At 48.6% G+C, this 14,467-nt stretch carries 16 protein-coding genes; all 16 read left to right on the top strand.

Annotated elements, in window-relative coordinates; genetic code table 11:
* The first annotated feature begins 23 nt into the window (after positions 1-23).
* Entirely contained in the window at positions 24-1,904 is a 1,881-nt protein-coding gene (locus HGA34_03870) for a PAS domain S-box protein (GenBank protein NTW22645.1), read from the top strand.
* Positions 1,891-2,079 carry a hypothetical protein gene (locus HGA34_03865; GenBank protein ID NTW22644.1) on the top strand — a complete coding sequence of 63 codons (189 nt, stop codon included), beginning with the start codon at positions 1,891-1,893 and terminating at the stop codon, positions 2,077-2,079. Before HGA34_03870 ends, HGA34_03865 begins: the two co-directional genes overlap by 14 nt.
* Before the next feature lie 12 nt (positions 2,080-2,091).
* Positions 2,092-3,312, top strand: a complete 1,221-nt coding sequence (locus HGA34_03860; protein ID NTW22643.1) for an ABC transporter substrate-binding protein — start codon at positions 2,092-2,094, stop codon at positions 3,310-3,312.
* On the top strand, positions 3,312-4,280 hold the full coding sequence (locus HGA34_03855) for a cell wall metabolism sensor histidine kinase WalK (GenBank protein ID NTW22642.1): 969 nt from the start codon (positions 3,312-3,314) through the stop codon (positions 4,278-4,280). The genes HGA34_03860 and HGA34_03855 overlap by 1 nt, the downstream gene beginning before the upstream one ends.
* A 3-nt stretch (positions 4,281-4,283) precedes the next feature.
* Positions 4,284-4,778, top strand: coding sequence for a DoxX family membrane protein (locus HGA34_03850; protein NTW22641.1), 495 nt, complete (start codon positions 4,284-4,286; stop codon positions 4,776-4,778).
* Between the two features lie 12 nt (positions 4,779-4,790).
* Positions 4,791-6,707, top strand: coding sequence for a PAS domain-containing protein (locus tag HGA34_03845; protein ID NTW22640.1), 1,917 nt, complete (start codon positions 4,791-4,793; stop codon positions 6,705-6,707).
* A 10-nt stretch (positions 6,708-6,717) separates the two neighbouring features.
* Complete coding sequence (locus HGA34_03840; GenBank protein ID NTW22639.1) at positions 6,718-7,095, top strand: response regulator; 378 nt, start codon at positions 6,718-6,720, stop codon at positions 7,093-7,095.
* A gap of 24 nt (positions 7,096-7,119) precedes the next feature.
* Entirely contained in the window at positions 7,120-7,494 is a 375-nt protein-coding gene (locus tag HGA34_03835; protein ID NTW22638.1) for a response regulator, read from the top strand.
* 74 nt (positions 7,495-7,568) lie between these two features.
* Positions 7,569-8,249, top strand: coding sequence for a prepilin-type N-terminal cleavage/methylation domain-containing protein (locus HGA34_03830; protein NTW22637.1), 681 nt, complete (start codon positions 7,569-7,571; stop codon positions 8,247-8,249).
* A gap of 57 nt (positions 8,250-8,306) precedes the next feature.
* Positions 8,307-8,957: a hypothetical protein gene (locus HGA34_03825; GenBank protein ID NTW22636.1), complete on the top strand. Its 651-nt coding sequence runs from the start codon at positions 8,307-8,309 to the stop codon at positions 8,955-8,957.
* A 176-nt stretch (positions 8,958-9,133) separates the two neighbouring features.
* Entirely contained in the window at positions 9,134-10,852 is a 1,719-nt protein-coding gene (locus HGA34_03820) for a type II/IV secretion system protein (protein NTW22635.1), read from the top strand.
* Between the two features lie 5 nt (positions 10,853-10,857).
* Complete coding sequence (locus tag HGA34_03815) at positions 10,858-12,075, top strand: type II secretion system F family protein (protein ID NTW22634.1); 1,218 nt, start codon at positions 10,858-10,860, stop codon at positions 12,073-12,075.
* Position 12,076: 1 nt separating this feature from the next.
* Entirely contained in the window at positions 12,077-12,550 is a 474-nt protein-coding gene (locus HGA34_03810) for a prepilin-type N-terminal cleavage/methylation domain-containing protein (GenBank protein ID NTW22633.1), read from the top strand.
* 3 nt (positions 12,551-12,553) lie between these two features.
* Positions 12,554-13,207: a hypothetical protein gene (locus HGA34_03805; GenBank protein ID NTW22632.1), complete on the top strand. Its 654-nt coding sequence runs from the start codon at positions 12,554-12,556 to the stop codon at positions 13,205-13,207.
* A 3-nt stretch (positions 13,208-13,210) separates the two neighbouring features.
* Complete coding sequence (locus tag HGA34_03800) at positions 13,211-14,149, top strand: serine hydrolase (GenBank protein ID NTW22631.1); 939 nt, start codon at positions 13,211-13,213, stop codon at positions 14,147-14,149.
* A partial coding sequence (locus HGA34_03795; GenBank protein ID NTW22630.1) for a hypothetical protein occupies positions 14,133-14,467 on the top strand: 335 nt, incomplete at its 3' end. The genes HGA34_03800 and HGA34_03795, both read left to right, overlap by 17 nt.

Below are 14,467 nucleotides of genomic sequence, written 5' to 3'. Positions count from 1 at the left end.
AAGATGGTATAATTTAAATAGTTATGCCGCCAATCAAGGAGAAGGAAAAAAAATTCAATTTTGATTATCTGCAGATGATTGAGTCTGCTGATGTTTTTTTTGTTGTAATGGACAAAAATGGTAAAGTTGCAAAGACAAACAAGTACACTTCGGATGTTTTGGGCTACAAAGAATCAGAGCTGACTGGCAAGGATTTTATAAAAATTTGCCTTGCCGACAGCGAAAAACATCGGCAGATTTTCAATGATGTCGTCTCGGGAAAGCTAGCGATGCCCAACGTCTACAGGGATGAAGTGATTTCCAAAAGAGGAAAAAGATTCATTGTTAGTTGGTCCAGTATTTTGGTTAAAGACCCTTTCGGTGGCTTCTTGTTTTCAATCAGTATCGGCCATAACATTTCGGACGAAGCGCATGAGCAAGAGCGCCAAGAGGAAGGAAACCAGTTGATGGAGGCAATATTCCATGGCTCACCTTACGGTATTATTTGTTTTGATAAAAAATTGGTAGTATCTCACTGGAACGAAGCAGCTGAAAAAATTTTTGGATATACAAAAGAAGATTCTGTCGGCAAGGTAACACCGACGATTCCAAAAAGTGAAATATCTTCAGCTATAGAGAAGTACTCGTCAGTATTTAACGAAGGCAAAAAACTCAATTACGAAGCTGTCCGAAAAAGAAAAGACGGCTCCCCTGTTGCCATAAAAGTTGTTGCTGGTCCGATTACTGATTCGAAAGGCAAAATCATCGGCGCCATGGCGATGGTTGATGACGTTACTGAAACAAGAGAGTCTGAAAAAACTTCAACTTATCTTAAAATTGGTGTTGAAAAATCTGACAGCTCAATCATACTCATGGACGATTCTGGTAAAATAATTTATGTAAACCGGGCTTTCGAGGATTTGTATGGTTACTCCCAGGCCGAAGTTATCGGTCAGACCACAAGATTTTTAAAATCTAAAAAACAGAGTGATTCAGAATATAATTTCAGATGGAAAGAGCTCAAGGAGGGCGAGTCCATAAGGAATGAAATAATAAATAAAACAAAAAATAACAAGGATATAATTATCGCTAATTCGACAAATCCAGTAATTGATGCGACCGGCAACATATTGGGCTTTATTGCAATACAGCATGACGTCACAAAAGAAAGGGAAAGTGAGAAAAAATTAAGCATGCTAACTGATTTAAATCAGAAAATTATTGACAGCTCGCCCATGGGGATATTTATTTTAAACGAAAATGGTGTGGTTGAGTATGTTAACAAGAAAATGATAGATATTTCCGGCAGCCCCAAGGACAAGCTGCTTGGATGTAATCTATTGAATAACGAGAACTATCTCCGTCTTGGGCTGAGTGAGAAAATCATGGATGCCATACATCAGGGGGTATCATTCGAAACAGAACCACTGAAGTATCGCTCTTTGTTAGGCAAGAAAGAAACCTATCGTATTTTTTCAGGCACTCCTATTGACTCCACAGTACAAGACTTCAAGAAGATATTAGTCACCGTCAGGGATGTTTCTGAGCTGGCTCATCATAATGAAGAACTGGAGCGATTCAATGGCTTGATGGTTGGCAGGGAACTTAAAATGGTCGAACTCAAGAATCAGGTTCAACTACTGAAGAAACGGATCGCTGACACGGAACCGAAGACAAACCGCGAATCGTCGAAGCTATCGTTCGGAGACGGTCAGGGTTACGAGAAAGCATTGGTTGAGTTGACTGATGACATGGACCGGCTGATCGGGGAATACGGCAGCTTTTTTTCGATCGACTTGCCGAAGTCCAAGCTAAAGATACTTGAAAAATACCAACTTCGCCATTCGGTCAGGAACCTGATCAATCGTAACATCGAATCGAAGAAGATTTTAATGCAATTGATAAAAAAGAATGAAAGATCATAATCTGGCCGACATTGTCGCCAGGCTGATACAATCAGAGAAAGACATAAAATCCAAATTACAGCTGCTCCTGGCTCAGCGCCAAGGCGAAGACGATGCGGCCGCTCTGCAGTCATTGGTGAAGTCTAAGGATGGGTCCACTTTGGAGCTGAATAAGATATTCGATCTGCTGAATTAGTAATCTATCGATATGAAAAAAATAATGTTGGCATTTTTAGCGCTTGTCTTGGTTTTTGCGGCCGTGATGGTTTCGATCTCTCTTTATGACAATGGGCTGGTGGCGCCGCAAGAGGAGGCGCTCGGCGTGACGGAGAGCTCGATTCTTTTGGGATCATCGTTGCCGATGACTGGACACGTAAGCTTTTTCTCGGAGTATTATTACGGCGGCCAGGCTTTTTTCGACAAGATTAATGAAGATGGCGGCTTGTATGGCCGCAAGATAAAGGTAAAGGTCTACGATGACCAATATGACCCCGCCAAGACGGTGGTCAACACCCAGCGCCTGATTTCAGAGGACAAGGTATTCGCCCTCTTCAATTATGTCGGCACGCCGACCGGTATCAAGGCGCTGCCGCTGGTAGACGAGGCCAAAGTGCCGCTGGTCGGTATCGGTACCGGTGCCAATGTTTTCCGCAACCCGGTGCAGCCATATATTTTCAATTTGCGGGCATCGTATTATCAAGAAGCCGAGGCCTTCATCAAGGGCGTGGTTGAAGACCTCAAGATGACCAAAGTGGCAGTCTTCTATCAATTTGACGATTACGGATTCGACGGTCTCAAAGGCGCTGAAATCGCGCTTGCCAAATACGGCCTGAAGCCGATAGTAACTGCCAGTTACCAGCGTGGCAGCTTGGATGTCGAAGCGGCCGCCGAAACGATAAGCAAGTCGAATGCCGAAGCCGTATTCATGGTCAGCGTTTACGCTCCGGCCACCAAATTCATAAAAACAATCAGAACCAAGGACTATAATCCGGTTTTCGGCAATTTGTCATTCGTCGGTTCAGAGGCCCTGGCAGCCGAATTGGGTGTCACAGGCAATGGCGTCGTGGTGACCCAGGTCGTGCCGCCGCAAGCAGAGAAGAATTTGCTGATCGGTGTGGATGAGTATATCACGACGATGAAAAAATATTATCCTGAGAAGAGGCCCACCTTCAGCGGGCTCGAGGGGTACCTTGATGCGAAGATCGTAGCCGAGGGCCTTGAGCGCGCCGGACCGAAACCCACGGTAGAGAAGTTCATACAAGGGTTGGAATCGATCCGTAAGTATTCGCTCGATATCGCCTCGTCAGTCAATTTCAGCAAGGACAATCATCAAGGCATGAACAGGGTCTATCTGACCTATATCAAAGATGGCGAATTCATTCTCTTCACGGATTGGCAGGAGGCAGTCAATGAAAAGAATATAAAATAATGCACTCGCTCAAAGACAAAATCTTGCTGTATATCCTGTTGCCGGTGGCCCTGGTGGTCATCGGGTTCGTGTATTTCAATTTCAGTATCCAAACGGTCATAAGTGAGCATTTCCAGGGGCACGCCGATGAAGCGGCAGAAAAGATGTCTTTCATGGCCAAGGATGCTATCTTGCTGGGAGACAGGCAGAGACTGACCCAGATTATCTTTGATGAGAAATACCTGTCGAAGGGAATTTCATATTTGGCAGTTTATGACAAGGACGGCAAGGTTCTAGCTGACACCAATCTGGGTAAGAATGCCACGGACCCTATATTCTTCCAACCAGTCGACACTTCGCACGTGGCAGTCTATGGCAAGGATGGCAAGAGCGTTTATGCCGAGAAGCAGGATAATCTGACGAGCGTCAGCACGACTACTGCCATGGACAGCAAGATCGAATTCGTGAGACAGAAGACCTTTGTCGATGATGATGCGGGGCAGCGGTACTACCTGACGGACATACCAGTGCATGCCGGACTTTATGATATCGGGTTGATCAGGATTGTTTTCAACTTCAGCGAACTGACCGAAGAGCTGAACCGCATGGGCAAGATGCTGTTCATCTTCGGTGCGGTTTTCTTCGTGATGCTGATATATCTGGCGGGGCATCTGTCAAAGTCGGTCATCGCGCCGGTCAAGGAATTGACCCGGGTGGCTCAGCAGTATGCTAACGGCGACTTCAATTCCTTCGCCCAAGTGTCAAGTCTGGACGAGATCGGCGACTTGGCGGTCACTTTCAATATGATGAAAAGCAATCTCGAGCTGAGCCGCAAGAAGCTGGTCGAAGAGAAGAAGGCGGTCGAGACTAAGGCGGCAGAGCTTGAAGCCTGGCAAAAGACCGCAGTCGCCCGTGAGCTTAAGATGGTCGAGCTTAAAAACAAGATCAAATATCTGGAAAATAAGAACGATTACAATACTAAAGCATAATTTATGCAAAATTTAAGCGAAAAATTCGTCTGGCCCTTGCTTCGGATCTTGATGGGGTGGTATTTTTTATGGCCGTTCATCGATAAGATTTTCGGTCTGGGTTTCGGCACGCCGGCCGGCAAGGGGTGGCTCGACGGCGTTTCTCCGACCTACGGTTTTTTGGCCAAGGGGACCAAAGGGCCGTTCGCAGCGTATTTCCAGGCATTGGCTGGCAATCAATTTGTCGAGTGGCTTTTTATGATCGGCCTGTTGTTGATCGGCCTCAGTCTGATACTGGGAATCGGAATGCGGATTGCCTGCTTTTCCGGAATGGCGATGATGGTGCTGTTCTATCTGGCGGGCTCGATATGGCCGCTTCACAACCCTTTTCTCGATGAGCATATTGTCAACGGCTTGCTTTTGCTCGGCCTGCTGGGAACAAACTCGAATATGAGATTCGGGTTCGGCGCCGCCTGGACAAAAACCAAACTGGTAAAAAGATATCCGATTCTTCAGTAATCCAATTTGAACATGGTCACATCGTCAAAACTGACAACCATCAGGCGGAGATTGTTCCCGGGCGAGACGCTCCAGGAGATTATCACCAAAGAGCTGCAAGACTTTTTCTTTACCGGCCTATTCAGGCTGGAGTTCTTCCTGATGGGCGGTTTCTCAGTGGTTATGCTGTTTTTGAGCTACCAGCTTATAATAAATAGCCACATAGCGGTCGGCGGGAGACAGGGGGCCCTTGATTTGTATTTTAGCTACGCCATCCTCGGAGCCTATTTTTTCTGCAGCGACTTCGTCAAGCGCAAGCAGCTACTGCCGGAAAAGCCTCATTTTATTATCGATTCAGCTATTTTTTATTTTCTGATGTCGATAATAGTTTATTTGACCGGAGGCATCAACTCGCCGCTTGCTTTCCCCATGCTTTTCCTGATGTCCATCTCAGCACCGCTATATGGCAGCATGAAATACGCAGTGGCCTTTGTCGGTATCGCTTGCGTGACCTACCTGTCTTGGGCCGTGATCGGCGATGATCTGACCTTGGAATTTTATGGGCATATCCTTGAGGCGTTTTCGCTGATGATCGCCACCATAATCATCAAGAGCGAAATCAACCGGTTCGCCAAAAAAGCCGAAGAGTATAAGTCATTGACCAGGCAGAATGACGAATTGCTGGCGAAGATGAAAGATTATAACGAATCCTTGGAGTCGACGGTCAAGCACAAGACCACCGAGCTGTCGGACAGCCTTAAGCTCGTAGAAGCCTCGAAGAAGGAGATTGAGAACCAGAGAGCGGCCACGATGAATATCCTCGATGACATCATCGAGGAACGCAATGCGACCTCATTTGAGAAGGATAAGCTGAGCGCCATTTTGCAAAGTATCGGCGACGGCGTTATGGTGGTCGATGAGAAGGGCGTGGTCACTATCTGCAACCGTGTGGCGGAAAAAATTACAGGTTATAGCTATGACGAGGTGGCGGGCAAGAATTACAGCGAATTTTTCAAGCTAGTCTATGAAAAGGACGGCCAGCCGAACGACATCATCGCCAAAGTGTTCAAGACCAGAAAGATCGAAGAATTGACCGATCACACCGTCTTGATCAGGAAAGATGGCAACAAGGTTCCGGTCGCCGATAGCGCGGCGCCGATTTTCAGCAAATCAGGCGAGGTGGTCGGCTGCATCATCGTTTATCGCGATGTCACCCGCGAGCGGGAAATCGACCGTCAGAAATCAGAATTCGTGTCAGTTGCTTCACATCAGCTGCGCACGCCGCTGACCAGCATCAAGTGGTTTTTGGAAATGATGCTCGATGGCGATGCCGGCACCGTATCCGATGAGCAGAAGGAGCTATTGGAGCAAGTCTCGGAATCGACCGAGCGCATGATCGGGCTGGTCAACACCTTGCTCAACATCTCGCGCATCGAATCAGGCCGAGTCAAGGTCGATCCGCGTCCGACGGACTTAAATCATCTGATCGAGACCATAGTCCAGGAACAGCTGCCTATCGCCACTCAACGCGGGGTCGGCCTCAAGGTAAGCAAGCCCGAGCTGCCTGTCATAAGCATCGACCAGAAGCTTGTCCAGGAGGTCTTTGCCAATCTTCTGTCGAATGCTATAAAGTATACCCCGAACAAGGGTAAAGTGGCGCTTAAGGCCAGGCTAGATGGAGAATTTATCGAATTCACTATTTCCGATACGGGCATGGGCATCCCGGACAAGGACAAGGACAAGATGTTCCACAAATTCTTCCGTGCAGAGAACGCAGTGGTGAGGGAAACCGAAGGCAATGGCATGGGTCTCTACGTCTGCAAGTCCATCGTCGAGCTGTCTGGCGGGCGGATCTGGTATGATTCGGTCGAGAATAAGGGCACTACCTTTTATTTTACCTTGCCCTTGAAAGGTAGTATAATGAGAGAAGGCGAAAAATCATTAGTTTAAATAAATTTTCATGAAAAAAACCATCTTGATCGTAGAGGATGAAAAGTCGTTGCAGCGTATTCTGTTCAAGAAGCTCCAGCAGGTAGAAAATTGGGAAATCTTGCAGGCTTTTAATGGCCAGCAGGCGCTCGATCTGATAAAAGAGCAGCAGGTTGATCTGATTTTGCTGGATATCGTCATGCCGGTCATGGATGGGCTGACGCTGCTTCAGGAATTGAAGGATTTGGGCGAATTGGGGAATAAGAAGGTGATCGTGCTGACCAATTCGGCATCTTTTGAGCAGGTTTTCCGGGACAATGGCGTCAAATATCTAGTAAAGAGCAATCACACGCTTGATGACCTGGTCAAGCGCATCAGTAATGAAATGGAGGAGGTTCCAAATAAATAATGACAAGGAGGCTAAGATATCAATATGGCAACAATGAAGAAAATAGCCGTCATTGAGGATGACAAATTCTTGCGCAAAGTTTACGAAAGTAAATTGCCCAAAGAAGGTTTCGAAGTAGTTTCAGCTGGCGATGGCAAATCCGGCCTGGAATTGATCAAAAAGGAAAAACCAGACTTGGTACTCCTTGATCTGATCATGCCGGTCATGACCGGTTTCGAGGTTTTGGAAGCGCTTAAGGCCGATTCTAAATTCAAGATGCCGAAAATTATCGTCCTGTCGAATTTGGGCCAAGATGAAGACATCGCCCGCTCCAAGGAGCTGGGAGCGACGGATTTCTTGATAAAATCAAATTTGTCGATAAAAGAGATCGTAGAGCAGATCAGGCAGTATTTAGTTTGATTTTTTGCGGGTATAGGCTTTTTATGGTATAATGTTGATAACTTATTTTTAAAATAATACTAACTCGTACGACTATGAACAAACGTAACCGCACCCAAGGTTTTACGTTGCTCGAGCTCTTGATCGTCATCGCTATCATCGCCATCCTGTCGGTGATTTTGGTTCTGGTCTTGAATCCGGCAGAAACCTTGAAAAAGTCTCGCGATGCCCAGCGCATCTCCGATCTGAACACTCTCAAGACAGCCTTGGGCCTAATCGTTACGGCCAGCACCTCACCGAATCTTTCTTCGGGCAATACAAGTTGTTCTGGTGGCGGCACGACAAAAATATTCTACAGCAATAATCCTGGTACCTGCGCAACTACCCCTACACTTGGGTCTGATTCCGCATCAACCACATTGGCATCAGGGTGGTGCTCTGGCACTACGACTGCCTCGATTGATGGCAATGGCTGGCTGCCGGTAAATTTCGGCTGGCTGCCGGGCGGTTCACCAATTTCCAACCTGCCGCTTGATCCTACGAACACCATCGCAGCACCGAATACTCCAGTCGCAACCGACTTGGTTTATCGCTACACCTGCCAAAGCGCTGGCGGCGTCAAACCGAGCTACGTATTCGAACTTAATGCCGCACTGGAAAGCGCTGCTTACACCGTTGATGATGATAAGCGGGCCAAGGATGGCGGAGATAACACCGCCATGTATGAAGTGGGTACGGATTTGAGGCTTTTGCCACCGACCGGACAAGCCTTCTAGTTTTTATGAATTGACAGCCCCCTCGAAAGAGGGGGCTGTTTTTGTTATAATGAATATATGAGATTCTTACTCGGACCAGCGCCCATGTGGCTATTTTTTATTTTGGAAATAACTGCGCTATTGGTTGCGGCGTATTATTACATAAAAAAACGGGAAAACGCAAAGGCGGTTTTTAGGCGTCTTCTTTTGGTTGTCTTGGCCCTGAAGCTATCCAAGCCGATTTTTTTTACTTGGACTCAGTGGTACGTCTGGCATTTATCAAGGCCGGAATTTATCACGGTGCCGCTTTCGGCAGATCTGAGATTGTTGGGCTGGCTCAAGCTTTTTTCCTTCCTCAAGTCGGTCCCCGGGGGATATTTCGTCTTTTATTCCTTCGGCCGTTTTTGGCTCGGTGTCCTCATCGCCTTGGCTGTTGCCACTTTATGGTGGCTAGTATTGAAACTTTTGGCCAAGCAGCGGCCGGGAGCCATGCTGGCAGAGGAGCTGTCCCTGGCCTGGATTACGGCAGTAATCGCCGGTTGGCCGGGTATTATCCTGTATGTGCCGATGGCGTTGGTTTTTACCGCTGCCGGTACCTTGTATTTCATGGCCAAGAAAATCGACTCGAGACTTCCTGTTGGCTGGCCGATGATTGCTGCCTCGATCATAGTCGCTCTGGCCGGAACGTTCCTGGTTGGAATTTTCGGATTGGTCGGACTCAGTGTCTGATAATAAGCCATAAAATTTGGCCGACTTTCAAATATCCACAATAATATACCAGCTCGATTTTCATCTAGCTCCAACATTCCGTTAGCCCCATTATTGTTCGCTTTTCAAAGCTTAAAACTGCTTGGTAGACAGGCAGTTTTTATGTTATAATGAATCTATAATTTTGATTCAATATCGTGCACATCAAGGAGGAAAATTTAAAACAGATCCTGCTCGATTCAGGGTTGATTGATGAGGCTGCCTGGAAGAGCGCCAAGGATGAGGCGGATAATGCCGGCCAGTCGGTTGAAAGCGTGCTTATCAGCCGGGAGTTGATCACCGATGATTATCTGACTGAGCTTTTGGAGCCGTATTTCGGCGTGCCGCTGGTAAATCTTAAAAAGCTCAGCATTTCCCAGGAGACCATAAATCTCTTGCCCGAAAATTTCGCAAAATCCAACGGGGTGGTCTTGTTTGATATAGACAAACCCTCCGGCATCGCCAAGCTAGCCATGCGCGACCCCCTGGACTTGGATACGATCGAGTTCGTGCGCCTGAAGCTCGACTCCTGGATCAAGCCGCACCTGGCTTCGCAGTCAAGCATCATTTTCGGCTTGCGCCAATATAAGAAGCAGGGTGGACAGAGCTTCTCACAGATTATCGAACAGAGCCTGAAGGAGGCCAACGCCTTGGCAGGGGATACCGACGTCGGCAAGAAGGCTGAGGCGGTCCCGATTATCACCATTCTAGATAGCGTTTTAGAGAATGCCGCCGTCTCTGGCGCCTCAGATATCCATTTTGAACCCATGGCCAAGAAATTCTTGGTACGTTATCGCGTTGATGGCGTCATGCAGGAAATCTTGAGCCTGCCCAAAGCCATCGCGCCGGTATTGGTCGCCCGGGTCAAAATCTTGTCAGGTATGCAAATAGACGAGCACCGCACGCCCCAAGACGGTCGTTTCCGCTTCGAATTGGAGAACGGCGCCAAGGTGGACGTACGCGTCAACTGCATGCCGATACTCAACGGTGAGAAAGTCGAGATGCGGCTCTTGAAAAGCTCGACCAAGCCGCTATCGCTCGGCGAGTTGGGCTTCAGTGAGGGCGATATCGCGACTATAACTGACGAGATCAAGAAGACGCATGGCATGATCTTAGTCACCGGTCCGACCGGCCACGGCAAAACGACCACGCTCTATTCCATCCTGCACATCCTTAACACCCCCAAGGTCAACATCACCACAATCGAAGATCCGATTGAGTACGAAGTGGCTCGCCTCAATCAGACCCAGGTCAATGCTAAGGCTGGTATAACATTCGCTAACGGTCTGCGCGCTTTGCTGCGTCAGAATCCCGACATCATCATGATCGGCGAAATCAGAGATAACGAAACGGTCGACATCGCCATCCACTCGGCTCTGACCGGACATTTGGTTTTGTCGACGATCCACACCAACGATGCCCCCTCGGCTATTCCTCGCTTGGCCGATATGGGAGCAGAAAACTTTCTTTTGGCCTCGACCTTGAATCTGGTCATCGCCCAGCGACTAGTCCGCCGCATTTGCATTTCCTGCATCGAATCGCATAAGCCGTCCAACACGGTCAAGAAGATGATAACCGATCAGCTGATTTCGCTTCATGGCAAGAAGATAGATAAAGAGATGATTCCTGATTCTATTTTCCGGGGTAAGGGTTGCAAGGTTTGCGGCGGCTCCGGGTTTACCGGCCAAGTCGGCATTTACGAGGTCTTGAAGGTCAGTGAGGACATCCGCAAACTGATCACTGACAAGGGTTCGCTAGATGATGTCAGAAAAGAGGCGATCAGCCAGGGCATGATCACGATGTTTGAGGATGGCCTGAAGAAGGTCGAGCAGGGAGTCACGACTATCGAAGAAATTTTACGCGTCGTACGCGAGTAACAGATATGCCAAGCTATATCTACGAAGTCATCGACAAGACTGGAAAGACGATCAAGGGAGAATTGATCGCCTCTTCGCGCGATGAAGCGGTCGGCATGCTTGAGCGCAGGCATATGATGCCGGTCGAGGTTTCGGAAAAGGGAAGCGTCGGACGCAGCCTCTCGACCATTAATATCGGCTTCGATCGTTTCGGCCAGCTCGATCGCATCATATTGGTACGCAATCTTTCCGTTACGCTCAAAGCCGGTCTAAGCTTGCTTGAGTCTATAGAGATATTGATCGCCGACTCGACAAAAAAGAAAACGCTAGATATCCTGTCGACCGTTAAGGCCTACCTCCAGAACGGCCAAGACCTTTCCCAGGCTTTGGCCAAGTATCCTCAGCACTTTTCAGCCATGTTCATCGGCATGGTCAGGGCTGGAGAACTTTCAGGCCAGCTTGATAAGTCACTGGAAGAATTGTCACAGCAGCTTTCGAAGGAGTACGGATTGGCCAAGAAGATAAAATCGGCATTAGCATATCCGATGATCCTGTTGGCCGCCTCGGCCGGTATCGTCGCCATGCTGATGACATTCGTTTTGCCAAAATTGGCAAAGACTTTTACCCAGAGCCAAGTCAAGCTGCCATGGCTGACGGCCGCCTTGATGTCGGTTAGCAAATTCATCACGACGCATTTTTTTCTGGATATGATATTTTTGGCATTTCTCGGCTGGCTATGGTGGTTCATTCGCCACACTGATCGAGGCCGCAATCTCCTTGCCGAGCTGCTGTTTTCCGTCCCGGCCGCCCGCAACTTGGTCAAGAAGATTATCTTGGTCAGGTTGACCCGCACTCTCGGCAGTCTACTGTCAAGTGCCATGTCGATTACCGAATCGCTGGAGCTAGTTTCCCGAGTCATCAACAACCGCCGCTATCAGGCGGTCTTGGATAGAGCCTTGGCGGATGTCAAGAATGGCAGCCCGATTTCCAATGTTTTCCGCGATCATGCCGAGCTGTTTCCGCGTTTTTTGACCAGCCTTGTAACCGTCGGCGAGAAGACCGGCACGCTTGATCAAGTTTTGAAGACGTTCGCTGATTTTTATGATGAAGAGGTGGATAACGCCTTGAAAGATTTGGCTACATTCCTGGAACCTGTGTTGCTTCTGTTGATGGGAATTATCGTCGGCGTCATCGCCTTGGCGATCCTGCTGCCGATTTATCAGCTGGTCGGTAACTTCGTATGATATGAAGACAATGTCGGCGTCGCAAAAAGGATTCACCCTATTGGAACTGCTGTTAGCGATAGCAGTTTTGTTGCTTTTGACCGTCGCTTCGAAGGAGTTATACTCAGGCTACATCCGCAATAACGATCTCGATTCCACAGCCAAGACGCTGGCCTCGGATCTGGCTGGCGCCCGTAACAAGGCTATGGCCGGCGGCGGAGATAATAATTGGGGAGCGCACCTGGTCAACCAGGCGGCCGCTCCGGATTATTATGAAATATTCTCGAGCCCTGCAGACTATGCTCACGCCAGTACCAGTATCAAACAAACGGTTTATTTCCCCAAGACGGTCGATTTCGGCGATCCCTTGAGCGGGGCCTCGAAAGATATCATCTTTGCGCGGCTTGTCGGCACGACGACGGCCACCAGCACGATCGTATCCAGCCTGACTTCGTCCATGACCATTTCGGTAAACCTTAACGGGTTAGTCTATTGAAATATGCCAACTGAAATCGATAAAACCAAGCTTGATTGGCGCAACCAGGGCGGGCAGCTGCTCCTGGAGATGCTTTTGCTGATCGGCGTCATAGTCATGGTCGGCGGATTGGTCTCGCAGATTACCTATGCCAGCCTCAGGGCCAACAAATCGGCCAGCTTTTCAAGTATCACGGAAGGCCTTATCGATGAAGAATTTGCCGGAGTTACGGCCGCGACTTATGCCAAATGGCACGACCTATACAATCTCACCAAATCGACCAGCAGCCATTATCACATTTCCCAGTCCGCTGGGGCTTGGCAGATAGGTTCTGGCGATGAGGTCTTGACGATCGATGGAGTCGAGTTTACGAGACATTTCGACGTATCCAATGTCTGCCGTGATGACGCCACCAAGGCGATTGTGGCCACGGACGGAGTTCCGCCATGCACTGCCGGCAATAGCGATGATCCGTCAACGCAGAAGGTGACGGCATATGTCAGCTGGAATGGCGGATCAGCTTCTAAAAGCGAATACCTGACTCGCTGGCGCAATCTCTTATGCCAGCAATCAAGCTGGTCTGCAACATCTTCAGCCACTTCGACCTGCTCCGGCACTAGTTACGGTTCCGGGGCTAATATCGAAGCCTCAAGCAGCATTATCCTTCAGGCAAATTAGAATATGAGCACTATCAAAGACATTGTTATCGATAATCGAAAATCTAGATTTGTTTGGGGCGCTTCGGCTGTCGGCCTGGCCCTGCTAGCAGGCGTCGTTGGCTGGACGGTTGGACGGGGCAGCAGTCTGGATAAGCCTCAGAATAATTATCTCCTAAGTCCGATCAGGAGTCTGGTCGAGCAAAAAGACCTGATAGTCAATGTGCAGCCGCTCAGAGACCAGCTGAATGAGGTCGGCAAGAATCCTAACATTGCGGTTTATTTCGAATACCTGAACACCGGAGCTAATATCTCAGTCAACAAGGATGATGAGTTTTGGCCAGCCAGCCTGATGAAAATTCCGATCGCGATGGCGGTGATGAAAAAAATAGAAACCGGTCAATGGCGTCTTGGCAACGAATTGGTCTTGACCGAAGGGGACAAGGACCGGCTCTACGGCGAGCTGTATAAGACTAAAGCGAACACCAGGTTATCCGTCGAAAGGCTGCTCGAAGAAATGCTGATAAATTCCGACAATACTGCCAGGGCGATTTTTATGCGCAATCTCAAGAAAGAAGATATCGACGAGGTGCTACTGCATCTCGGTATCGATGACATCTTCAATGCCAACAATCAAGTCACAGCCAAGAAATATTCGATTTTTTGGCGGTCGCTGTATACCGCCAGCTACCTCTCGCCCGAGGACTCAGAATATCTGATCAAACTGATGAGTAAGTCATCGGCTACCCAATATTTAGCTGCCGGCTTGCCCAAAAATTTGCAGTTCAGTCACAAGATCGGCGTTGTCGGCGACCAGAAAATCTATGCCGATTCCGGAATCGTATATGTTACTAACAGGCCATATATCCTGACGGTCATGGTGCGCGGTTTTGATGAGGAAGAAGCTAAAAGGCAGTTCGCTGAGATTTCGGCCAAAGCATACCAGTATGTGGAAAAATATTAAGCAAAAGTTATTCAGAGTCACCATCGCCTCTTTGGTAGGCTTGCTTTTGCTTGCCTCGTGGCCGCAACAGTTGATCGTTAATTGGCTGGACGGCTTGAACGTGATTGACCAATCGGTACTGACTGGAATCGTCGGCAAGCCGTTTAATTACTTCGGCCCCAAGACTGCCGAAGCAGCTGTCTCCCAATTCTCGCCCACTGGCGGCTGGGTCGCTACCGGCACGGCCTCGACCACTGCGGTGTCGAATCTAGGTTCCTGGAAGGCTACCCTCGCCTCGGACAACGTCTACTGGTCGCAGATGCAGACCGCGCTGGGCCT

The sequence above is a fragment of the Candidatus Falkowbacteria bacterium genome (genome assembly GCA_013336275.1).
Classification (GTDB): Bacteria; Patescibacteriota; Patescibacteriia; order Patescibacteriales; family GWE2-39-37; genus JAAXUA01.
Note: the sequence above shows the minus strand (reverse complement) of the source record. Positions and strands in the feature narration are given on the sequence as shown.

Excerpts from the sequence above, each read along its gene's own strand:
- HGA34_03860 (NTW22643.1), top strand. The coding sequence starts at position 2,092 with ATGAAAAAAATAATGTTGGCATTTTTAGCGCTTGTCTTGGTTTTTGCG.
- HGA34_03840 (NTW22639.1), top strand. The coding sequence starts at position 6,718 with ATGAAAAAAACCATCTTGATCGTAGAGGATGAAAAGTCGTTGCAGCGT.
- HGA34_03815 (NTW22634.1), top strand. The coding sequence starts at position 10,858 with ATGCCAAGCTATATCTACGAAGTCATCGACAAGACTGGAAAGACGATC.
- HGA34_03855 (NTW22642.1), top strand. The coding sequence starts at position 3,312 with ATGCACTCGCTCAAAGACAAAATCTTGCTGTATATCCTGTTGCCGGTG.
- HGA34_03810 (NTW22633.1), top strand. The coding sequence starts at position 12,077 with ATGAAGACAATGTCGGCGTCGCAAAAAGGATTCACCCTATTGGAACTG.
- HGA34_03830 (NTW22637.1), top strand. The coding sequence starts at position 7,569 with ATGAACAAACGTAACCGCACCCAAGGTTTTACGTTGCTCGAGCTCTTG.
- HGA34_03805 (NTW22632.1), top strand. The coding sequence starts at position 12,554 with ATGCCAACTGAAATCGATAAAACCAAGCTTGATTGGCGCAACCAGGGC.
- HGA34_03800 (NTW22631.1), top strand. The coding sequence starts at position 13,211 with ATGAGCACTATCAAAGACATTGTTATCGATAATCGAAAATCTAGATTT.
- HGA34_03865 (NTW22644.1), top strand. The coding sequence starts at position 1,891 with ATGAAAGATCATAATCTGGCCGACATTGTCGCCAGGCTGATACAATCA.
- HGA34_03825 (NTW22636.1), top strand. The coding sequence starts at position 8,307 with ATGAGATTCTTACTCGGACCAGCGCCCATGTGGCTATTTTTTATTTTG.
- HGA34_03850 (NTW22641.1), top strand. The coding sequence starts at position 4,284 with ATGCAAAATTTAAGCGAAAAATTCGTCTGGCCCTTGCTTCGGATCTTG.
- HGA34_03835 (NTW22638.1), top strand. The coding sequence starts at position 7,120 with ATGGCAACAATGAAGAAAATAGCCGTCATTGAGGATGACAAATTCTTG.
- HGA34_03870 (NTW22645.1), top strand. The coding sequence starts at position 24 with ATGCCGCCAATCAAGGAGAAGGAAAAAAAATTCAATTTTGATTATCTG.
- HGA34_03845 (NTW22640.1), top strand. The coding sequence starts at position 4,791 with ATGGTCACATCGTCAAAACTGACAACCATCAGGCGGAGATTGTTCCCG.